Origin of the sequence: Pseudomonas sp. NPDC089996, from assembly GCF_044748405.1 — a bacterium.
Lineage (GTDB): Bacteria > Pseudomonadota > Gammaproteobacteria > Pseudomonadales > Pseudomonadaceae > Aquipseudomonas.
This window is the reverse complement of sequence record NZ_JBIVGA010000013.1, coordinates 1-20572: the sequence shown is the minus strand read 5'-3', so window position 1 is coordinate 20572 and position 20572 is coordinate 1. Positions and strand designations below refer to the sequence as shown.

15 protein-coding genes, 1 pseudogene and 1 riboswitch are annotated in these 20572 nt (G+C 62.4%); of the genes and pseudogenes, 5 read left to right on the top strand and 11 right to left on the bottom strand.

Annotation, left to right across the window (positions count from 1 at the left end):
• The first annotated feature begins 25 nt into the window (after positions 1-25).
• Positions 26-1168, top strand: coding sequence for a glycerate kinase (locus tag ACIPW4_RS21175; RefSeq protein ID WP_400661197.1), 1143 nt, complete (start codon positions 26-28; stop codon positions 1166-1168).
• Here ACIPW4_RS21175 and ACIPW4_RS21170 read toward each other — a convergent pair.
• The gene (locus tag ACIPW4_RS21170; RefSeq protein WP_400661195.1) at positions 1106-2122 is read right to left on the bottom strand and encodes a LysR family transcriptional regulator; all 1017 of its coding nucleotides are present in this window, start codon (positions 2120-2122) and stop codon (positions 1106-1108) included. The two genes, ACIPW4_RS21175 and ACIPW4_RS21170, sit on opposite strands and share 63 nt — an antisense overlap.
• A gap of 137 nt (positions 2123-2259) precedes the next feature.
• Here ACIPW4_RS21170 and ACIPW4_RS21165 point away from each other — a divergent pair.
• Together ACIPW4_RS21165 and ACIPW4_RS21160 are read left to right on the top strand one after the other, a co-directional pair.
• Positions 2260-2907: pseudogene (locus tag ACIPW4_RS21165) on the top strand (SDR family NAD(P)-dependent oxidoreductase); the annotation flags it as partial.
• A gap of 12 nt (positions 2908-2919) precedes the next feature.
• Positions 2920-3984, top strand: a complete 1065-nt coding sequence (locus tag ACIPW4_RS21160; RefSeq protein WP_400661363.1) for an SMP-30/gluconolactonase/LRE family protein — start codon at positions 2920-2922, stop codon at positions 3982-3984.
• Here ACIPW4_RS21160 and ACIPW4_RS21155 read toward each other — a convergent pair.
• The 5 genes from ACIPW4_RS21155 to ACIPW4_RS21135 form a co-directional block, all read right to left on the bottom strand.
• Complete coding sequence (locus ACIPW4_RS21155; RefSeq protein ID WP_400661193.1) at positions 3974-4924, bottom strand: site-specific integrase; 951 nt, start codon at positions 4922-4924, stop codon at positions 3974-3976. The two genes, ACIPW4_RS21160 and ACIPW4_RS21155, sit on opposite strands and share 11 nt — an antisense overlap.
• Positions 4925-5074: 150 nt before the next feature.
• On the bottom strand, positions 5075-5947 hold the full coding sequence (locus tag ACIPW4_RS21150; RefSeq protein ID WP_400661191.1) for a phosphate/phosphite/phosphonate ABC transporter substrate-binding protein: 873 nt from the start codon (positions 5945-5947) through the stop codon (positions 5075-5077).
• Positions 5935-8262, bottom strand: a complete 2328-nt coding sequence (locus ACIPW4_RS21145) for a putative bifunctional diguanylate cyclase/phosphodiesterase (protein ID WP_400661189.1) — start codon at positions 8260-8262, stop codon at positions 5935-5937. The genes ACIPW4_RS21150 and ACIPW4_RS21145 overlap by 13 nt, the downstream gene beginning before the upstream one ends.
• A gap of 80 nt (positions 8263-8342) precedes the next feature.
• Positions 8343-9338 carry an SCO family protein gene (locus ACIPW4_RS21140; protein ID WP_400661187.1) on the bottom strand — a complete coding sequence of 332 codons (996 nt, stop codon included), beginning with the start codon at positions 9336-9338 and terminating at the stop codon, positions 8343-8345.
• Positions 9339-9422: 84 nt separating this feature from the next.
• A complete protein-coding gene (locus ACIPW4_RS21135) occupies positions 9423-12818 on the bottom strand; it encodes an Ig-like domain-containing protein (protein ID WP_400661185.1) in 3396 nt (1131 codons plus the stop codon).
• A 251-nt stretch (positions 12819-13069) separates the two neighbouring features.
• Positions 13070-13184: riboswitch (TPP riboswitch) on the top strand.
• Positions 13185-13259: 75 nt separating this feature from the next.
• Here ACIPW4_RS21135 and ACIPW4_RS21130 point away from each other — a divergent pair.
• Entirely contained in the window at positions 13260-13907 is a 648-nt protein-coding gene (locus ACIPW4_RS21130) for a TenA family protein (protein WP_400661184.1), read from the top strand.
• A gap of 2 nt (positions 13908-13909) precedes the next feature.
• On the top strand, positions 13910-14569 hold the full coding sequence (gene tenA / locus ACIPW4_RS21125; RefSeq protein WP_400661182.1) for a thiaminase II: 660 nt from the start codon (positions 13910-13912) through the stop codon (positions 14567-14569).
• Between the two features lie 15 nt (positions 14570-14584).
• On the opposite strand, the gene ACIPW4_RS21120 is transcribed toward tenA, so the two are convergent.
• From ACIPW4_RS21120 to ACIPW4_RS21100, 5 genes are all read right to left on the bottom strand, one after another.
• A complete protein-coding gene (locus ACIPW4_RS21120) occupies positions 14585-14779 on the bottom strand; it encodes a hypothetical protein (RefSeq protein ID WP_400661181.1) in 195 nt (64 codons plus the stop codon).
• A 142-nt stretch (positions 14780-14921) separates the two neighbouring features.
• On the bottom strand, positions 14922-15815 hold the full coding sequence (locus ACIPW4_RS21115) for a DUF6708 domain-containing protein (protein ID WP_400661179.1): 894 nt from the start codon (positions 15813-15815) through the stop codon (positions 14922-14924).
• A gap of 4 nt (positions 15816-15819) precedes the next feature.
• Positions 15820-18801, bottom strand: coding sequence for a T6SS effector BTH_I2691 family protein (locus tag ACIPW4_RS21110; RefSeq protein ID WP_400661178.1), 2982 nt, complete (start codon positions 18799-18801; stop codon positions 15820-15822).
• Positions 18794-19723 (bottom strand): DUF4123 domain-containing protein, encoded by a 930-nt coding sequence (locus ACIPW4_RS21105; RefSeq protein WP_400661176.1) that lies wholly within the window; start codon positions 19721-19723, stop codon positions 18794-18796. Before ACIPW4_RS21105 ends, ACIPW4_RS21110 begins: the two co-directional genes overlap by 8 nt.
• A partial coding sequence (locus ACIPW4_RS21100; RefSeq protein ID WP_400661175.1) for a type VI secretion system Vgr family protein occupies positions 19720-20572 on the bottom strand: 853 nt, incomplete at its 5' end. The genes ACIPW4_RS21105 and ACIPW4_RS21100, both read right to left, overlap by 4 nt.

Below are 20572 nucleotides of genomic sequence, written 5' to 3'. Positions count from 1 at the left end.
CCGTCATCAGGACAGGAGAATCCCCATGAAAATCGTCATCGCCCCCGACTCGTTCAAGGACAGCCTCGATGCTGCCGGCGTCGCCCGCGCCATCGCCCTTGGCCTGGGCGAGGCATTGCCCGGTGCCGAACTGGTCGAGTGCCCGATGGCCGATGGCGGCGAGGGCACCCTGGAGGCGATCGTGGCGGCCAGCCATGGCGAACTGCGCCGCCTGACCGTGCGCGGGCCGCTGGGGCGGCGTGTGGAAGCCGGCTGGGGCTGGTTGGCGGAAACCCGCACGGCGGTGATCGAGATGGCCCAGGCCAGCGGTATTCAGCTGCTGCCCAGCGGCCAGCGCGATGCCTGCCGCAGCAGCACCTGGGGCACCGGCGAGCTTTTTGCCGCAGCACTGGCAGCCGGGGCGCAGCGTATCGTCCTGGCCATTGGCGGCAGCGCCACCAACGATGGCGGCAGCGGCATGCTGCGTGCCCTGGGCCTGCGCTTGCTGGATGCCGACGGGCAGGCACTGGAAGAGGGCGGCCTGGCCCTGGCCCGGTTGGCACGTATCGATGCCAGTGACCTGGACCCGCGCCTGGCCGAGGTGCAGGTCGAGGTGGCGGCCGATGTCGATAACCCGCTGTGCGGCGCCAATGGCGCTTCGGCGATCTTCGGCCCGCAGAAGGGCGCCAACCCCGAGCAGGTGCAGGCGCTGGACCAGGCCCTCGGCCATTTTGCCGACCACTGTGCGCAGTTGCTGGGTGAAGACGTCCGTGACTTCCCAGGTTGCGGTGCCGCAGGCGGCATGGGCTTCGCAGCCAAAGCCTTCATGGGTGCACGCTTCCGCCCGGGTGTGGAAGTGGTCGCCGAGCTTGCTGGCCTCGATGCGCTGGTGCAAGGCGCCGACCTGGTGATTACCGGTGAAGGCCGCTTCGACGCCCAGACCCTGCGCGGCAAGACGCCCATGGGTGTCGCTCGGGTAGCCAAGCGTCACGGGGTGCCGGTGGTGGTGCTGGCAGGGACCTTGGGCGAGGGTTACCAACAGCTGTATGCCCACGGTATCGACGCGGCCTTTGCCCTGGGCAACGGCCCGATGACCCTGGAACAGGCCTGCGCGAATGCTGCGCAGCTATTGCAGGATCGTGCCTGTGATATTGCCCGTGTCTGGCAGTGCGCCAGGCAGCATCGCTGATACGCTGCAACCTTCCAGCGTCAACGGGCGCTGCAGGGTATCGGCATAGTGCCGAGGCGCGCCCTGTTCGAGCATGGCAATGAAACTGCCCAAGGCCGGGGAGGTATTGTCGGTGTTCCAGTTCATGTACAGGCCCATGGTCGGTGTGGGCTGGCCTTTGATCGGCCGCAGCGGGCGGAACTGCACACGCTCGCGCAGGCTGGAGTGGGCAATCGATTCCGGTACCAGGGCGACGCCGAAGCCGCAGGCCACCAGCCCGACCTGGGTGTGGATCTGCGCAGCTTCCTGAACAATCCTGGGGTAGAAGCCGGCCGACTCGCACAAGGCGATCAGCTGGCCGTGGTAACCGCTGCCCAGCGCCTGTGGGGTGAAGACGAAATCCGCATCGGCAAAATCGCGCAGGTCGACCGCTGGCTGTCGTGCACTGGGGTGGTTGGCTGGCAAGGCCATGACGATCTGCTCGCTGAGCATCAGACGTGATTCGAGATTGTCTGACGCCATCGGCAGCTTGCGCATGAAGCCGACGTCCGCTTCACCCGCCAGCAATGCGTTGGCCTGGGAGGCTGAAGGCATTTCGCGAATGGTCAGGCGCACATCGGGGTAGACCTCACGGAATTGCTTCAGGGCAGTGAGCAGCGATTGGTAGTAGGCAATGGAAATGGCGGTGATGGTCAGCTTGCCGCAGATGCCTTGCGAGACGTTGCGCGCGTATTCGATGCCTTGCTCCAGTTCCTTCAGCGTGCGGTAGGCCGTTTCCAGAAATGCCATGCCGGCGGCCGTGAGTTTGACCGCCCGTTTGTTGCGCAGGAACAGGCTGAAGCCGAGCTTTTCTTCGAGGCGGCTGATCGCCTGGCTCAGGGGCGGCTGCGCCATGTGCAGGCGCTGGGCTGCCTTGTGAAAATGCAGCTCCTCGGCAACGGCAATGAACTGCCTGAGCAAGCGTGTCTCGATCATTCCCTGTTCCTTCGTCGACGCGGACTGGTGCCAGCTGGGTGGTGATATCCCCGAGATATCAAAGTTGCATGCTTTTAATATTAAGTCATTGATTTTTTTGTTGTTATCGTAAAAAGGAGAATTGGAAGGGCTTTACAATGCCATTTACAGACCCATTCGTGGGCAAAGTCGCCATCGTTACCGGTGCCGCCCAAGGCCTTGGCCTGGACTACGCCACGGCACTTGCAGCCCGTGGCGCGCGGGTCGTCATCAGTGACCTGGGAACTGATCGGTCTGGTGAAGGGCAGGATCCGACGGCTGTCAGCGCTGCGTTCGAAACCCTGCGCGGCAGGGGCTTGGAGGTGGTTGCGCACATTGGCCAGCTGGAAAATGAACAGGAATGCCAGCAGCTGGTGGAACTGGCCATCGAGCACTTCGGCGCACTGGACATCCTCATCCACAACGCGGGCTGGGTCGACTATCAGGGCATCGAGTTGCAGCAGCGGGCATTTCTAGACCGAGCACTGGGCATCAGCGTGCATGCGCCGGTGTGGCTGGCCAAACATGCCTGGAAGCACCTGAAACGCTCGACGGCACCCCGCATCGTGCTGACCACTTCCGACCGTGCCCTGTATCAACGTTATGCCCAACCGGGCCTGGTCGCCTATGCGGCGGGCAAGATGGCCCAGGTCGGCATCATGAACGCACTGAGCATGGAAGGGCAGGAGCATGGCATCCTCGTCAATGCCATATCGCCCGTGGCCAAGACCCGCATGTGGGGCGTCAGCCAGGCACCGGAGGAGCTCAAAGCCGAATGGGTGACCCCAGGGGTGCTGTACCTTGCCAGCAGCCTGTGCCACGACACTGGCTATATCCTCAGGGCCAGCAATGGCCAGTTCACCGCCACGCGTTTTTGTGAGAACAGCGGGGTCAGTTACCCTCGTGACCTGGCGCGGGTGCAGGCTGCCAACCTGGCCGAGGTGGCCGCACGCTGGAGCCGCATCAAGGAATGCCAGCATGTGCCGGTGAAGGTCGCCAATACCCGTGCCGACCTTGGCGAGAGCCCGGTCTGGGACGCGCAGACCGGGGCGTTGTACTTCGTCGATATCACCGGCGGGCGCATCAGCCGGCTGATGCCCGATGGCGAGGTGGAACGGCTGTACGAGTCAGCCGCACGCATTGGCGCACTGGCGCTGACCGACCGTGGAAACCTGATTTTCACCGAAGACGCCAGCACTGTACTGTTCGACCTCGCTTCAGGGCGGATACGCCAGTACTCGGTACCCGTGCATCCGCGCCCGACTTATCGCTTCAACGATGGCGCCTGTGACCCGCAGGGGCGATTTGTGACCGGTCTGATGGACGAGGCCTCGAGTGACCACACCGGGGCGCTGTTCCGCTTCGACGGCCAGCTCAGTGACGAGGTGATCCATTGCGGCCTGGCGATGCCCAATGGCATGGCCTGGTCGGCCGACGGCCAGACGCTGTTCTTCGTCGACTCCGTCGAATGCAAGATCTATCGCGCCGAATACCTTGCCCAAGGGCGTCTGGAAGAGGTCAGCCTGTTCGCCGAGACGCCTGCCGGGCTGGGCCGGCCAGACGGTATCGCACTGGACCGGGAAGGTGGTCTGTGGGTTTGCCAGTTCAATGGCAGCTGCCTGTTGCATTACGACCGCAATGGTCACCTGATGGATCAGGTGCTGATGCCGGTACCGCGCCCGACCAGTTGCTGCTTTGGTGGCGAGAACCTGGATACCTTGTATATCACCACCGCACGTGTGGGCATGGCGCCGGCGCAGTTGCGCCATTACCCGGATGCCGGCGACCTTTACGCGATCCGCCCGGAGGTAGGCGGCATCGCCCGGTATGCGTTCAAGGAATGAGCGCCTGCACCTGGCTGGCCGGTAATATGGCCAGTTCGCCAAAGCGTTGGCCGGCATCGATGTAGCGCAATGCCGACTTGGCGTCTTTCCAGCCCACATAGCTCATCAGTGCCTTGAGCTCCCAGCCATTGGCCGTTGCCCAGGTGGCAAAGCCGCGACGCAGCGAGTGGCCGGTGTACAGGGCGGCAGGCACACCGGCACGTTCCAGCATGCGCCGCAGCAGGCCGACCAGGCTGTTGCTGTTGAGCGGCATGTCGCTGAGGTTGCCCCAGCGGTCGAGCTTGCGAAAGACCGGGCCGTGGGCGATGCCGGCCACTTCTATCCATTGCAGGTAGGCATTGACCGGGCACAGCGTCTTCAGCGCCGGGGTGCGGTGCTGCACGCCAAGTGCTTCGCGGTCGCCCTTGCTGCGCGGCAGAAACAGGGTGATACCGACGCCGGCTTCGGCCTGGATGTGCTCCACGCGCAGGCGCGCCAGTTCATCGCCGCGAAAGCCGCGCCAGAAGCCCAGCAACAGCAAGGCCGTGTCGCGCCGGGCACGGCGCAGGGCCGGCAAGTCGTGGCACGCTCGGGCCTGGGAGGCTTCTGCCTCGAAGCGTTCGACGGCCATTTGCAGGTGTTGCAGCAACAGCGGGGCGGCCTGTTTGGGCGGCGTCGGGTGCAGGGTACGGATGCCCCGCAGCACCTGGCGTACCAGCGACGCCTTGGTCGGGTCAGGGAAACCCTGGCTTATATGCCACTGGCTGAGTGCGGCCAGGCGTTGCCGCAGGGTGCTGACCGCATGCTGTTCGGCATGGTCGGCCAGGTAGCGGGCGATGCTGTCGGCGGTGGCCGGCAGGAACCCGCCCCAATGGGCCTCGAAGTGTTCGATGGCGGCCTGGTAGCTGCGCCGCGTGTTGTCGCGGGTGGCGGCGCGGACGTAGCGCTCGATATCGGTCATGGGGAAGTGCCAATTGCTGATGGCTACACCTTAACCGTTAGTGGCTTGCCTGTCCTGGCCTCTTCGCGGCTGAAGCCGCTCCTGCAGGAGTGTGTGAACCCTGTGGGAGCGGCTTCAGCCGCGAAGAGGCCAGAACAGGATGACCATGCTTCAACGGGGCAACGAGGCATCCATCAGTTGCCGCAGTGGCGCATATTCCGCCCGGCTCACCGGCACCAGCCCGCTGGCATCCTGCGACGCGACAAAGGCCGCCAGGGCTTGTGGATCGTCGAGCATCGCCGCGCGAATGCGCTGCTTCAACGCCGGGCACAGGCTGGCACTGAACACATAGGGGTCGTAGTAGATCGGCCGCGAGCGCCATTGCACCTTGAGCTTGCGGGTGCTCAGCGCATGCCGAGCCAGGTAGGCATCGGCCCGCTCGCTGGCGACGAAAGCGGCATCCACACGGCCATCGAGCAGCGCCTCCAGTGCCTTGTCGTGGGTGCCGGCGTACACCAGAGCGCCGAAGAACCGCGGCAGGGGCGAACCGACTTCGGCCGAGAACTCGACGCTTGGCACCAGGCTGCCCGATGTGCTGGCCGGGTCGCTCAGGGCCACACGTTTGCCGCGCAGTTGCTCGATGTCATCGGGCCCGTCGCCGCGGGTCAGTAGCAGGGCCTGGTAATGGCTGCCGGCCGGGGTGTAAGGGCCTGCACTGAGGGTGAAGGTGGCGAACGGCTCGATCCCGGGGGCACGACGGTTGGCCAGCACGTAGGACGCGGGGCCAAGCCGGGCGATATCTGCGCCGCCGGAGACGATGGCGTCGACCACGCTTTCGTACGAGGCGGCAATTACCAGTTCCACCGGCACGCCAGCGGCCTGGCTCAGGCGCTGCAGCAGCGGCTGGTGTTCGCGGAGCATGTCCTCGCTGCCCTTGATCGGGATCACCGCCAGGCGCAGGCTGCGTGGCGTGCAATCGGCCAATGCGGTGTTGGCCAGTAGCGTGGCCAGCAACAGCCCGGCCAGGGATTTCACAGCACGCATGGCTTTTCCTCGATACCGTTGAAGGGCGGATACTCAAGCAACTGCGCCGGTGATAGCGGCCGGCTGAAGTGATAACCCTGGGCGATATCGCAACCGGCGAGCTTCAGGCACACCACCTGCTCGCGGGTCTCGACGCCTTCTGCCACCACCTCCAGGCCCAGGCGTTTGGCCAGGATGATGGTCGAGGATACGATCGGGCTGTCGTCGTAGCTGTTGGACAAGGGTGCGATCAGCGAGCGGTCGATCTTCAGCTTGCTCAGCGGCAGCGACTGCAGGTGGGCGAAGCCCGCATAGCCGCGACCGAAATCGTCCAGGCTGATGCCCAGGCCAGCTGCGCGCAGGCGATGCAAGTGATCGACGGCGGTGCCTTCCGGGTCGAGGATGGTGGTTTCGGTGATCTCCAGCTCCAGGCGCTGTGGGTTGATGCCGTACAGCTGCAGCTTGGCCAGCAGGCGGGTGCTGAAGTCGGCCTGGCGCAGCTGCATGGCCGAGACATTGACCGCCAGACGCGCCTCACGGCCCTGGGCGTCCCAGCGGGCTAGCTCCTCGCAGGCCAGGCGCAGCACTTCCCAACCCAGTTCGATGATGAAACCGCTGCGTTCGGCCAAGCCGATGAAGCGGTCGGGGTAGAGCAGCCCGAATTCGGGGTGATCCCAGCGCACCAGGGCTTCGTAGCCGAGTACACGGTGACTGTCCAGGCGGATCTGCGGTTGGTAGTGCAGCACGAACTGGCGCTCGGTCAGCGCGGAGCCAAAGGCCTGTTCGAGGGTGAAGGCCTGGATGTCGGAAAGGTTCAGCGACGGGTCGAAGAAGCGGTACTGGGCACGGCCGGCCTGTTTGGCCGAGTACATGGCGGCATCGGCGCAGCGGATCAGGCTGTCGATGTCCTGGCCATCACGCGGGCAGATGCTGACGCCGACACTGGGGCTGGTGTTGACCTCCTGGCCATCCAGGGCATAGGTGGCCGAGAGCTTCTGCACCAGCGTGCGCACCCAACTGTTGATCTGCTCCTCGCTGCGCTCGCCTGCCAGCAACACCACGAATTCGTCGCCGCCAAAGCGCGAAGCTTCGTCGCCAGGCTCGAGCAGGCGCTGGATGCGCCCGGCCACGGCTTGCAGCAGCAGGTCGCCGATCTTGTGCCCGAGCGAGTCGTTGATCGATTTGAAACGGTCCATGTCAATGAACAGGATCGCCATCAGGCGGCGCTTGCCGCGTTGTCGGGTAAGTGCCTGCCCGGCGACTTCGACGAACTGGCGGCGGTTGTGCAGGCCGCTGAGATGGTCGGTGGCAGCGGCGTGGCTGCTGCGCCGGTGTTCGTCTTCCAGGCGGCCGATCAGTTGCTGGTTGACCTGCTGCGCGTGTTCCAGGGCGCTGAAGGCTTCCTGGCGCTTGCGCAGCAGGCGCAGGGTCCAGGCCAGGCTGGCGAGGATCATCAAGGTCATGCTCAGGTTCAACCAGAACTGCCGCGAGTAGGCCAACTGTGAAGCGGCCAGGATCTCGTCGTAGCGCTGGCTCACCAGCACGCTGAAGCCGCGCTCGGGCACCCGCCGGTACAGGCTCTGGTAGGGCACCCCGGACGCGAACTGGGTCAACTGCCCGGACATTGCCTCGGCATTGGCCATGTCAGGCTCGAAGCTGTCACCGGCCACCACCACGCCACTGGTGTCGATGCGCAGCCGTTCCTCGCCATCGTCCTGAAGCAGGCGCATCAATCCGCTCCGGCCGAGGTCGATGTGCTGGAACAGCACCGCCAGGTAACCAATGTCGAGTTGCACCACGAGTATGTTGTCGATCTCGCGGCCTGGCAGGTCGGTCAGCGGCAGCAGGAAGGGCAAGCGCCAGTTGGGCATGGTCGGTGTGGAGGCGTCTGGGCTGACCTTGGGCAGGAAGGGTTTGAAACCGTAATGGGCGACATGCACCTTCAGTTGCTGCAGCCAGTCAGCCGGCAGCTGCGCGGCTTCATCACTGTGGCTGGCGGACAGCAGGTGGCCCTGGCGGTCGTACAGGCTCATGCGCTTGAACACCGGGTCTTCGGCCAACAGCCTGGCCAGGCTCAGGCTGCCCTGACGCAGGGTTTTCATGTCGTCCTGGGTTACCCGGCCCACGGCCTGGGCGCGGTCGACCAGCTGGCGCAGGCTCTCGGCGACGATGCTGGCCAGGTTCAGGTGCTCGGCCGCCTTGGCCGTCAGCGCATCCTGGCGCGAGGCGGCCTTCTGGGTGAAGTGCAGCCCCCAGAGAAAGGTCAGGGTGGCTGCACAGAGCATCAGGATCAACAGGCGCAGAAGGCCTGCGGAGGAGAGAGAACGGCGGATCACTGCTGGTATTCCCGACCGTGGGTGATGGTCGAAAAATACGACAGACAGATGACAGCCTCATGACTGGTGGCTAAATGCCTTTAGGGTTTTCCCCGGTCAGCCAGGGGCGCCTGTATGCGCGTGGTTTCTTCCTCCAGGTAGCTGATCAGCGCGGTGACCTCGGCATCGCCCAGGCGCATGTTGGGCATGGCCAGCTGCTTGTACTGTTGGTAGAGCAAGGTGGCCAGCGGCTCTTTCTCGGCCAGCATCTGATCGGGCTCCTTCAGCCAGCGGACCAGCCAGCGGGGGTCGCGCTGCCGGGTTACACCGAGCAGGTCGGGGCCGATGCCGGGTTGGCCGGGTTCGGTGTTGCCCACGGTGTGGCAGGAGGAGCAGCGCGTGCGGAATATCTGCTCGCCGCTGCTGGGCGGGCGGATCTGCGGCGCACTGGCATAGTCGTTGGCCATGGCAGTGGCCTGTTTCCAGTTGTGCAGGCTGTTGCCCAGGCGGTCGGCAAGGATGTACGGGCTTTCGAAAGGCGAGGCCTTCATCCAGCGGCCGGTGGCCTGGTTGCCGATGATCAGGCTCAGGTTGTGGTCCTTGGAGCGGCCGTTCTCCAGGCCTTCGATGTACAGGCCCAGGCGCCGGCGCAGTTGTTCGATATCGTCAGGTTCGCCGGTGAGCAGGGTCCAGCCGGGGCCGATGCCGAACTTTTCCGCGTAGCGCTTGAGGGTGGCGGGGGTGTCGTTGTACGGGTCGATGCTGATGGAGTAGAGGAAAATGTCCTTGCCCACCCGGTCGCCGAGGATTTTCTGCACCTGGCGCAGGCGGGCGGTTTCCACCGGGCAGGAGTCGGAACAGCCGGTGAAGATGAAGTTGATCGCCACCACCTTGTCCTTGATCAGGTCGTCGAAGAACCGCACCTGCTTGCCGTCCTGGGTGACCAGCGGGGTATTGGGGAAGTAGTCCGCGCCCCATGGGGAGGCGGCTTCGGTCGGAGGTGCCAGTCGTGCCGATATTGCCGGTTTGATCGGCCAGTAGTGGGTACTGGCCGCGAACAAGGTGAGGGCAAGCAGAACACGCCATGACAGGGCCATTGGGCAATCCTCATTGTTCTGGTGGAGTAATCAGGCGCCTCATCGCCGGCTTGCCGACGATGAGGCGCAACGCGGCCCCGCTGTTTACTTCAGGCTGATCGGCACGGTCACGCTCTGGCCCAGTGCCGACTTGACGGTGATCGTCGCCGGCGTGGCCGGGCCGCTACCGGTGGTGGTCACCGACAGCCGCCAGCGCGCTCCGCTGCTTGCCGTTGTCAGCGTCGCCGCGCCGAGGTTCAGCGGGCCACTGGTGGTGGCAGCGGTCACGCTGATGCTGTTGCCGGTGGCCACCGAGGTGGTGCCGGAGATGTCCCAGGTGTAGCGGTTGTTGCTGCGCATCTGCACCACGGCGCTGCTGACCTGAATGTCATCGGCCGCCACCGCAGGGCTCACCGCGACACTGACCGTGGCCGGCGTCAGCGACTCGGCGCCCTTGGCATCACGCGCCGTGTAGTTGAAGCTGGCGGTGTACGGGGTGTCGACCGTAGCCGGCGGCGTGAAGGTCACGCGGGTACCGTCGGTGCTGACGGTGCCCTTGCCGGAATCAGGCTGGCTGAGGTCCTTGACGGTGAGTGGCAGGTTGCCTTCCGGGTCGGTGTCGTTGGCCAGCACATTGATCACGATCGGCTTGCCTGCCATGGTCGCAGCGCTGTCGTTGACCGCTGCCGGTGGTTTGTTGGCCGGGTCTTCACCGCTGTTGTTGCTGGCGGTACGGAAGGTCGGCAGGCCTACCGAAGCCATGTACTGCACGCCATCCCAGCCCGGCAGCGGTGTCGGCATCACCTGGAATTGGCCCGGGTGCTCGATGTCCCAGCGCAACAGCATCGACGAGTCCTCATGCTGGGTGTTGTGGCAGTGCTCCATGTAGGTGCCGGCGAATTCGCGGAAGCGAATGGCCATTTCCACTTCGCCCGAGGAGTCGGTCTCCGGGCCGATGCGGTAAACGTCCTTGCGTGCCCATTTTTCCCATTCTGGCGGCGCCTTGCCGTCACGGCTGAGGACAATGCCTTCCTCGAAGTGCACATGCACCGGGTGGCTCCAGCCGTTGCCGCCGTTCTTGATCTTCCACACTTCCAGGGTGCCGTCGCCGCTGAAGCCGCCCTGGGTCGCTTCGCTGGCCAGCTGTGGCGCCGCATTGATGCGCCGAGGGTCCATGCTGTAGCCGAAGCCACCGTCGGTCTTGATCGTCCAGGGGGCGGTGTCGGTACCGTCCGAGCGCCCGAAGATGAACTCGCGGTGGCGGGCGGCCTTGATCTTGGCCTGGTCAGCGACGGCGGTGCGGTCGAGGGGCAGCGGGATCATCTTCAGGCCTTCGGCCTTGCCGGGCTTGGCCGGTTCATAGGCGGTCGGGTCCATGCTGACGTCAGTGCCGCTGTAAGGTTGCACGATCAACTGCATGAACTTGCCTACCACCGGGTCGCCCTTGTCCCACTCCGGCCCCTTGCTGGTCTGCTTGATCACGGCCTTGTATTTCTCGGACAGCACGTCTGCCAGGTCGATGGCCTCTTTCGGGCCCTTGCCGGTGTCGTGCTCCATGATGTTGACGAAGTACAGCTTGTCGCCGGCCTTGATGCCGTTCTTGGCGAAGTTGATGATGATGTCGTAACGCTCGGCAATGCCTTGCAGCGGCAGGATGCCGTTGTTGTCGGCCGTCTTGCCATCGCCATTGAGGTCCATGGTGCCGTCGAAGGGTACGGCGTGTTCCATGATGTTGCCGTCGTTGGCGATCATGTGGAACGGCACCCGTGCGTAGGACACGTTGGAGCCGGAAGGACCTTTGAACTCACCCCCGTTGCCGGCGATTTCACGCACCACGGCAAACTTGAGGTAACGCGACACCGAGCCGTTGAGAATACGGAAGCGGTAGGCGCGCGCGCGCACCTTGAGCTTGGGCTGGTACTGCCAGTTGACCAGCAGCTGGTCACCGAGGAAACCGTCGGTGTTGAAAGGGTTGAACCACAGCTGGCCGTTCTGATCCCAGGCCTTGTCGGCGATCACCAGGTTGACGTCATAGTCGCGGTTGCCCCAGGGCATGGCTGAACCACTAGGGAAGCGCAGGTTCACGCCGTCCTGCAGCGCTTCGTTGCCCCGGTCGATGGCGCTGTAGTAGTTCATCATCACGGCGTTGCCCTTGTAGACGTTCTGCGCCGTGAAATCCATCATGTGATCATGGAACCAGTGGGTACTCATGGTTTCGTGCCAGTCGCCACGGATCTTGATGCTGCCGTTCTCGCAGGTTTTCAGCCCCGGGTTGGCGTCGTTGACGTACAGCGTTTCACCCGGCGAGCAGGGGAAGGCGGCGCGCGGATCTTCGGCGCGGGTGTTGATGGTGTCGTAGCCGGCCAGCTGGATCGGCCAGCGGTAATCGTAATACTGCCCAGGGAAGAAGTAGGCGTTGGCGAACCCATCGCTCTCGGCCGGTGAGTGGCCGTTGTGTTCGTGGGTGGAGATGGTGTGCAAGCCGAAGCCTGCGTTGGCCGCAGGGTCGATCGGCAGCGCGTTGTAGTGACGCATCAGCAGCGGCTGGCCGTAGCGGACCATCAGCAGTTTCGGCGGGAAGGTGCCGTCGAAGGTCCAGAGCGATTTGTGGTTCTGCAGTGGGAAGTTCGGGTGGAAGCGGGTGTCGATGCCCTTGGTGGTACCGAGGGTGGTCGGGATGTCCGAGGTCTGGTAATACAGCCCGCCCGGCGCGAACTCGCCGACAGCGTAATTGTGCATCTGTTTACGGTCACGCAGCCCCTGGTTGATGCGCGCACCCGCCTGCGCGGTCTTGAACGCAGCCTGGGGGTAGAACTCGTTCCAGCGCTGGTGCGCCCAGCCCTTTCCGGGTGGCCGGCCTTCGGCTGGCGAACCGACCGAGTTGCGGTTGAGGAACAGCTCGATCTGCGCCTTCCACGGGTTGCGGTCCAGGGTGTTGGCGTACTGGGTCGGGAACGGGTACAGGCCCGGCTGCTTGAGGAAGGCTTCCAGCGCATTGCCGTTGGGGCTGCTGCGGGCGACCACGTCAGGGTCTTGCGCCGGCGCGGCCCCCAGCGTGGGGACCGGGAAGGTGAGTGTCGGTGGCGGCAGGTTAGGGTCGAGTTTTTCCGGGCCGAACTCTTCGAACAGCAGCAACTGCTGGGTGAACGGCTGGGCGCCGAACAACGGGCTCGGTTTGCCGTTGGTAGGGTAATTGCGTGAGGTCTGCAGCGCGGGTGGCAGTACGTTGTCGACGCGGTTGGTCGAGCGGTCGCCGTATGCCCCGTCTTTGAGTTCGAGGGAACCTTCGTTCGCTTCCGGCAGGTTGAACAGGTTAAGTAGCGCAGGGCTGGGGTCGGCCGGCTGGTCATCGTAATGCGACGGGTCCGTCGGCGACGGCGGGCTTACATCATCAAGCCCGGAAGCCATGGCTGAGAGCAGCCCGAGGCTGAGCATCAGCGTGGTCACGGCGGACAATTTGAAGAGGTGGCTGTTGGGGTTGATCACGGCAGATGTTTTCATTGCCTGGTGCCTCGCTCACGGCTAAATGGCTATGGGCCATCAATGGCGTAGTGCCTCGTTTTAGAGGCCTGAGCAACGGCTGTGCCAACAGATGTTTCAGTAATACTTTGTTAAACAAATCCTTGTGGCGCCTGAGGCGCGCTAAATGACAGGGCGTCAAAGAACGGGTGAAGGCCCCCGAAACTGGGCAGCGCTGGGCCCAACTCCGGTGACGGAAGTGGTGACAATTGCTTATCAGCGCTGTATACCTGATGCCCACCAAGGGGAGCCCGGCAACGGGCTGAGAAACCGCTGGCAGCTGCAGCGCGGTGACCCTTCGAACCTGATCCGGATCATGCCGGCGAAGGGATGGGACTACCTGCCTTTTTGCCGGCCTCACTGCGAGGCCATACCATGCCCAGCCAAAACGGTCTCGCTGTCATGCCCAAGGGGGACAGCACCATGACCGAACGCTTCCATGAAACCCTGCAACGCCAGAACCAACCGACCTGGTCGGCCGCCGTCGGCCACCGCTTCGTCACCGAACTCTGCGCGGGCAGCGTGGCCGACCCGGTCATGGTTCGCTACCTGGTGCAGGACCATCGTTTTCTGGACAGCTTCCTGACCTTGCTCGGCGCCGCCATCGCCACCGCCGACACCTATGAAGCCCGCCTGCGTTTCGGCCGCTTTGCAGGGATGATCTCCAGCGATGAAAACACCTATTTCCTGCGCGCGTTCGAAGCCCTGGACGTCAGCCCGGCGCAACGTGTCGAGCCGGCGGACACCGCACCTACCGCTGGCTTCAAGGCAATCATGCGCGAGGCTGCAGCCACCCGTTCCTATGCCGCCGCACTGGCCGTGCTGAACATGGCGGAAGGCTTGTATCTGGACTGGGCCCTCAAGGCACCCAAGCCGTTGCCGGCCAACTTTGTCTACGCCGAATGGATCACCCTGCACGACAATCCGGCGTTCTGCGATTTCGTTGCCTTTCTGCAGTCCGAGCTGGACCGGGTCGGCCCTCAGGAAGCGGCGTTGGCCAGTGATTTCTACGCACGTACCGTGGCGCTGGAGCTTGCCTTCTTCGATGCTGTTTACAACGAGGAGGCGTGAGCATGGATATTTTCGAGCGTTTGAAGGCTGCGACTGCCGGGCAGTGGAGCAGCTATGTCGACCATGACTTCGTGCGGCAGATGGGCGAGGGCACCCTGTCGGAAGAAGCTTTCCGCACCTACCTGATCCAGGATTACCTGTTCCTCATCCAGTTCGCCCGCGCCTGGGCCCTGGCCGCCTACAAGAGCCGCCTGCCGGCGGATATCCGCGCGGCCCAGGCCGGCCTGGCGGCCATTCTTGACGAGACCGAGCTGCACCTGCGCCTGTGCGCGCGCTGGGGCTTGTCGCAGGCAGATATCCAGGCGGCACCGGAATACCAGGCGACCGTGGCATACACCCGCTACGTGCTCGACTGCGGCGCGGCCGGTGACCTGCTGGAGCTGCATGTGGCGTTGGCGCCGTGCGTGATCGGCTACGCCGAGATTGGCCGCACGTTGGCTGCGCGCATTGGGGACCTGAGCGATCACCCGTACCGGGAGTGGATTGGCGAGTATGCCGGGGAGGCTTACCAAAGCGTGGCAGCGGCGGCGCGCAAACACCTGGATGAACTGGCCGCGCGGAGCATGACCGAGCAGCGGTTTGTGGAACTGGCGCAGATCTTTGGCCAGGCTTCGCGGCTGGAGGCTGATTTCTGGCAGATGGGGCTGGATGGGGCGGCCTGAGGCCGGTTTGCCGTTTCAGTAGGGCTTGTCCGCTGTGGTCTTGTGAATGGCCGTGCACATATACCGCACGGCGATTCGGTCACGTTCTGCCAAGGTGCGGAAATGGTCGATGAGGACAGCCTCTTCTTTGTTGAGGCGGCGCAGGAAAATGCGTTGGTTGAATGAAGTGAAGGCACGGAGGATGCGGATCAGAACGGAATCGATTGCCATGGAATCGCCTTGCTTTGATTGTGGGCTCGTCCGTGAGATTTTCCCTACTTTGTCAGTGGATAAAGGCGAAGTCTAGCGATCTGGGTCAAGGTTTGGACTGATTGGGGTGTTGAAGGTAGCCCGGGCTTTCCTCGGACGGTGCTCATTTGCGCTTGCGCCTCGTAGTCCGTAAAGGTGTTTCTTCAAACGCCTCAAGTGGTGCAGGTGCTGCCCGCACGTTAAAGATGCGGCAAATGACGTACCAGCAGATGGCGACAGCGAGATTGTAGGGAAACAGAACGGCCCAGAACGGCAGTTGCCAGTTCTTCTTGCCCTGCAGTTCACCGGATTCACCGGTGCGCCAGGGGGCGTAATGGCGCCAGGCTTCTGCGGGGGTCAGACAGATGGCGTGTAGCGGCTTGTGCCACCAGTTGGGCTCACTGGGCGGAGGAAGTTTGTCAGGGCCGTGATCCATGAAATGGCGGAGATACTCCCAGACTTCCGCGACATATTTTATGTCTGACTCGGTGGGTTCGTTGCTATCGATCCAGAGACAGTCTTCTTGGTGAAGACTGCCGTCCTCTCGACGAGGGGCGAACGCCAGTGCGTAGCTGGCGGTGAAGGATGAGCCGCAGAATTCGGTACGTTTTAATAAGCCCGCACCGATGGATTCCCAGTCAAAAATAATAAGCCTGGTACTACGCCGGTAGTAAATTTTTTTTGTCACTCTATTAAGATATATGGTGGAGAGGTTTCGTATGTAGAAGATTCTATAGGCTAGAAATGGAGAAAAGGTAAGGGGTAGAAGCAGCAGCGCGACAATAAATATGTCTCCACCTTCCAGTGAGTAGTCAATTTCTGCGTTAGTGAGCGTTAAGTAAGAAAAAATGGCTGTGCCTAAAATCATCACCATGTAAAGTTTGCCCATAAATACAGAATCTGACACCCATGGGTTTCTCAACTGCATCACTGAACTTTCGGTTTCGATAAGCTGGCTAGAGATTCGTGGAGTGATTCCAGTTTTTTGGTTAGGGCCGAAAAGCCAAGCTACTGACATAGGATTATCGCCCAAGCTTAAATGTTGCAGTTGATTGTGTGTTGTAGGGGCCTTGGTTTCCGTAGTAATTGATGGTGAGCCAAACAGTCGATGACGGCTCGGCTTGGACCTTGTAATGAATGACTAGCCCTGCTTCCGTGAGGAAGCAGCTAGGTGGGGTGCGAAGAATTGTGGTGTTGCCATTAATATCTTTGCATTTCAATATTCCTTGCCATTCACTCGCCTCTAATATGAAATCTGGCAAAAGTATCGTGAATTCCGCGGTGGGTGCCACCTCGATGACATGGGTGTGGATAATTGTGGCCCAGTCAGGTGTTGGCCATTGGTTGTTGTCTCTCCAGGCAGTGGTAAGATTTCCAAGACCTAATTGCTGCGCACCCTTTTCTGTCAGCGATACTGGAGCGTGGGATTCAGCATGCCATAACTCAATCTCTTCTTGCATGCTGACGAATGGTGGGAGCTTCTTGTTGAAGTCTAATTTCAGGTTTTCACGTATTTCGCCGTCGTTCTCTTTTGTCCCGAAAATACTCCTGCTTGCCCATAGCTCAATTGGAGTGTGGAGTCGTTCATGCGCTTTGGAATGGAGATAAAATCCAGCGGCAATCACAGCAGCGCCCACCAGTATTACTCCTCCGGCGGCCCAGCCTGCAAATGGAATAAGCACCGTCGGCCCGGCAAGTGCGAGGCTTCCTTCAAGAACAAGTACGGATCCAGCAGCAGTAGCTACACCACCAGTGAAAGTATTCAAGCCCGAGGCGAGACTGCCATTTTGCCACTGACGCAGGCCCTTCATGGAATCAGAAAATAGGCCAAGAAATATTGCTGGATAACCTGATAGGCGTGTGGCCAGATTACTGCCTAGAAATTTGATTATGCCGTTGCCGAATGCCATGCCCGGCATTTTCGCACTCACTTTCAGCATGACTGCTTTCTGGGTAGCCCGCACGCTGACCAGCGTTGCTGAGGTTGCGCCGATCACTCCGAAGACTGAGGAGGCGAAGCCTAAGTTGTTTTCCGGTGCATCGCTCTTCTGCAGACTGTTATACGCCGCTTTAAGCGCGAAAATGTTGAACCAAAGCATTCCCGCATTCAAACCGCTCCCCGCACCTGAGGTCAGTAATCCGATCAACTTCGGTTTTGCTCGCGAAGTTGTAGTCATCTCTAGGGTCACAGTCCTGCTGCCCGTGATACGTAGCTGCTTCATTTCCTCAACCTGCGCCATCCCGGCTTTCAGATATTTCTCCACTTCCTGACTGAAGGGGTTCTCCAGGACCAGTTTGTCAGTGATGTTGTACCGCGCCGCCAGCAGCCCCAACGCCTTCTCGGCATTGGCTTCGCGTGCAGCGGCCTGCACCTGCTGACGCAGACTGTTGCTGGCATCCCATCGGGTCTGCCCGCGCATGCGCTTGAGCACCACGGTGCTCACCGATTGGGCCGTGAGGTCAGTGATGCCGGCAAAAGCTGGAAAGCGGCCGACCAGTCCTTCGATGACATTATCACTGCCACCGAGCAAGGTGCCGACCGCATCGGCCTTGTCGCGGAAGGGATTGAAGGGCGCGAGGGCCACGTACAGCGGACTATCGTGCTGGTCCAGCCAGCGCTCCAGGCGTTTGAACCGCAGGTCCTGGTCTTCGGTGCCGGGCACGGGCTGGCCCATGGGGTGAATCAACAGGGCCAGAGACATTTCCAGGCCGCGCGCAGAGCTGCGCTCGTCACGGTCATAGCAAGCCAGCGCGGCCGCCAGGCTGTACGGGTCGTCGAGATGGCCGGCCTCGGCAGTGGCCAGCCAGGCATCGTGATCGTTGCCGGCTTGCAAAGCGAGTTCGCGCATCTGGGTGATGCGGTACTCCAGTTCGTCGCGCTCCTCCAGAAACTCAAGGTACTTGGCGGTATCGAGGCGCTGCCCCAAGCGATGGCCCTGCTCGGAATAGTCGGGGTGGGTGAGCACGCGGAAGCGTTCCTCGTAAGGCGGCTTCGGTCGGCTATCCGGGCGTATCCTCAATGCAGCTGTACCGATCGAAGGGTTGTCGGCCGGGTACATGCTTTCCAGGGTCTTGTTCAGCAGCGTGGCGATCAGGTTGCGATGGTGAAAATCACGGCTCTGCGGACTGAGGCGTTCGGCATCCAGCTGGTAGCACAGCGGCACGTCGGCCTGCTCGGTGCCCTGCGCCGCCCTTGTGTGGGGCAGCTGTTCGGAAGGCATCAGGTCGCGCATCTGGTGCTGGTAGGCCGACACCGACAGGCTCAGGTCCAGGGCCAGGCCTTCGGCATCGCTGAGTACCACCACGGCGGGGATCTTCGGTTGGGTATAGGGGTAGTGGCGGGCAACGGCATGCAGGCTGCCGGCGAGCAACGCCGAGGTGCGGGGCTGGCTGCTCCAGCTCAGCGACATGCGTTGGGCGTCCGTTTTGAAGTCTTCGACCCAGGTGTGCAAGGCACTGAGCGGCAGCACATGGGCCTGGGTGGACGGCACTTTGTTGCCAGCAATCAGCTCGGCCATGTCCAACTGGCGCATGTGCCGTTTGCGCATGGCCAGTGAGCCGGTGATACGTGCAGTCACGGCATTGGTCCACAGGTGTGGGCTGTAGGCGATCCAGACTTCCTTGGCGCAGGCCTCGCCGGTGTCGGCCCAGACCCAGCCCATCGACCGGCTCGACAAGTAGCGGTCGCGCCGCTGGTAGTGTTCCAGGCAGCGGTAGCGCAGCTCCTTGTACTGGCCTTCACCATCGTATTCGTGGATGACCAGCTTTTCGCCTTGGGTCCCTTTCATGAACACGTAGACGTAGCCTGGGCGCAGGGCGCGCAAGGTGTAGGCGGAGTGCTGCAACGGGGTGAAGCTTTGTTCCAGGTTGAAACCGGAATGGGTGTAGCGAAAGGCCGGGGCATCGCCGGTACGCGGCACGATGGCATAGCGCACGGGCAGAATAGGTACGCGTGCACTGCAGGCAGGTCTGGATGCGGCGCGGCTCACGGTCGCGTCAGTCATGGCTGTTTTCCTTGCTCTGTATGAGTGCTTGCAGCTCGCGAAGGCGACCTTGTGGTGATTCTTCCAGGTTGGTGTAGATAGCCCCGGCCTGCGCATCGCTCATCAGCCACCTGTGCTCGGCAACCAGGCGAATGAAATCACCAGCGACGGTCTCGTCGCTGAAGTTGAGGGCATCCAGCTGCGGCAGCAGGGCTTCGATCCATTCACGGACCTCAGCCAGGGAGCGATCGGCATAAGCCGGCATGGTCAGCAGTTCGTGGGCGAGGCCAAGCACGAAGTGTTCGTGCAGGCCGGATTGCAGGCGGGCAAGTTCGTGCGTTTGCAGGGACAGGAGCAGGGCTGACCTCGAACGGGCCACAGTCGGACTGTGCTCAAGTGTCTTCCATTCATGAACAGGCCCCCAGTCGACTCGCCACGCCAAGCGGGATACCGGGCCAAGCCAGGCCGCTCGATTGGCGTCATCCAACGCCTCCAGCCAAGCGGTCAGGTGGTTGGGCGTGATCTGGTGGATGGCCACCCCGAGATCGGGCATCGTGTACTGCACCAGGCTGTGGAAATGATCGGAAAGCTCGTCGACGCTGACCTGTGCATCCAGAGCGATGGCGCCACCAATGGGCATCCAGGCAGTGATGGCGTGACGAAGCAGTTCTGGCGCATCACTGACGTCCACCAGCAACGGACCGAACTCGTACTCTTCATCCATGACGCTACGTTTCCAAGGCCAGGCGTGCGGGGGGCGCTGGGTCACGGCATCGATCAGCTCCAGCACCGACGGGGCATAGGGAGGTACTACTTCGCCTTGCGGTGAAATGGATATTGGGCGTACGGCCGAATGCTCCAGCACCCGACTGAGCAGCATGAGAAAGCGGTAGCCGCTGGCAAAGTGGGCGTCGGGAATCGGCCCGGAAGATGATCCCTTCATGCGCCGGGCGCTCCGATGCAGTTGCAGTCAGGCAGCGAGCACGTCCCGTCGGGACGCCGCCCGCATTTACGATCCAAGGGGTCGCCGCTCACGGGGTTGCCGTTCAGGGTGAAGGGATGTGCAGAGCCAACCGGTGTATGGTACAGCGCACCGTTGACGCGTATCGTCGGGCTGTCCAGCGTGATGCCGGACTCATCAATGCGGATGGAGCCGCCCGGCCCTTGGATGATCAGGGCTTCAGCCGCCCGCAGGTCATAAAGCCGGGTGCGTCGGCGGATCTCCGTCCGCGCTTCCAGCTCCGCATGCCCCTCGATCTGTTGCTCAAGGTTGCCACCCACCTTGATCTGATAGTTGGCGATAATCTCATCCTGGCGATGATTACCGACGGTTTCGGTACGGTCCTTGGCAATACTGACCCTCTGGTTGCGGCCAATATTGAGGTAATCGTCCTGGCCAATGGTGACGCGCTCATCGTTGCCGACGGTTTCGCTTCGGTCATGGCCGATGGTGATCGTCTCGTTATGGTCGACCTGCTCGGTGCGGTCGTGGCCGATCTGTGTGGTCTCGTCGTGCTTGACCACATTGTTCTGGTCCCGCTCGGCATGGATGAACACTTCTTGCCGGCCCAGCTCATCCTCGAAACGCAGCTCGTTGAAGCCATCGCCCTTGTGGGTCTGGCTCTTGATGGTCATTCGGGTCTTGTGTTCCGGCAGGTCGTACGGCGGCAGCTGGTTACCGCAGTAAGTACGCCCGCTGATGATCGGCTGGTCGGGGTCACCGTTGACGTACTGGACGATCACGTCCTGGCCGATGCGCGGGATGGCCATCGAGCCCCAACTGCCGCCGGCC

Coding starts and splice junctions, on each gene's coding strand:
- ACIPW4_RS21140 (WP_400661187.1), bottom strand. CDS start 9,338: ATGGCCCTGTCATGGCGTGTTCTGCTTGCCCTCACCTTGTTCGCGGCC.
- ACIPW4_RS21120 (WP_400661181.1), bottom strand. CDS start 14,779: ATGGCAATCGATTCCGTTCTGATCCGCATCCTCCGTGCCTTCACTTCA.
- ACIPW4_RS21170 (WP_400661195.1), bottom strand. CDS start 2,122: ATGATCGAGACACGCTTGCTCAGGCAGTTCATTGCCGTTGCCGAGGAG.
- tenA (WP_400661182.1), top strand. CDS start 13,910: ATGGATATTTTCGAGCGTTTGAAGGCTGCGACTGCCGGGCAGTGGAGC.
- ACIPW4_RS21110 (WP_400661178.1), bottom strand. CDS start 18,801: ATGACTGACGCGACCGTGAGCCGCGCCGCATCCAGACCTGCCTGCAGT.
- ACIPW4_RS21130 (WP_400661184.1), top strand. CDS start 13,260: ATGACCGAACGCTTCCATGAAACCCTGCAACGCCAGAACCAACCGACC.
- ACIPW4_RS21105 (WP_400661176.1), bottom strand. CDS start 19,723: ATGAAGGGATCATCTTCCGGGCCGATTCCCGACGCCCACTTTGCCAGC.
- ACIPW4_RS21155 (WP_400661193.1), bottom strand. CDS start 4,924: ATGACCGATATCGAGCGCTACGTCCGCGCCGCCACCCGCGACAACACG.
- ACIPW4_RS21175 (WP_400661197.1), top strand. CDS start 26: ATGAAAATCGTCATCGCCCCCGACTCGTTCAAGGACAGCCTCGATGCT.
- ACIPW4_RS21150 (WP_400661191.1), bottom strand. CDS start 5,947: ATGCGTGCTGTGAAATCCCTGGCCGGGCTGTTGCTGGCCACGCTACTG.
- ACIPW4_RS21115 (WP_400661179.1), bottom strand. CDS start 15,815: ATGTCAGTAGCTTGGCTTTTCGGCCCTAACCAAAAAACTGGAATCACT.
- ACIPW4_RS21135 (WP_400661185.1), bottom strand. CDS start 12,818: ATGAAAACATCTGCCGTGATCAACCCCAACAGCCACCTCTTCAAATTG.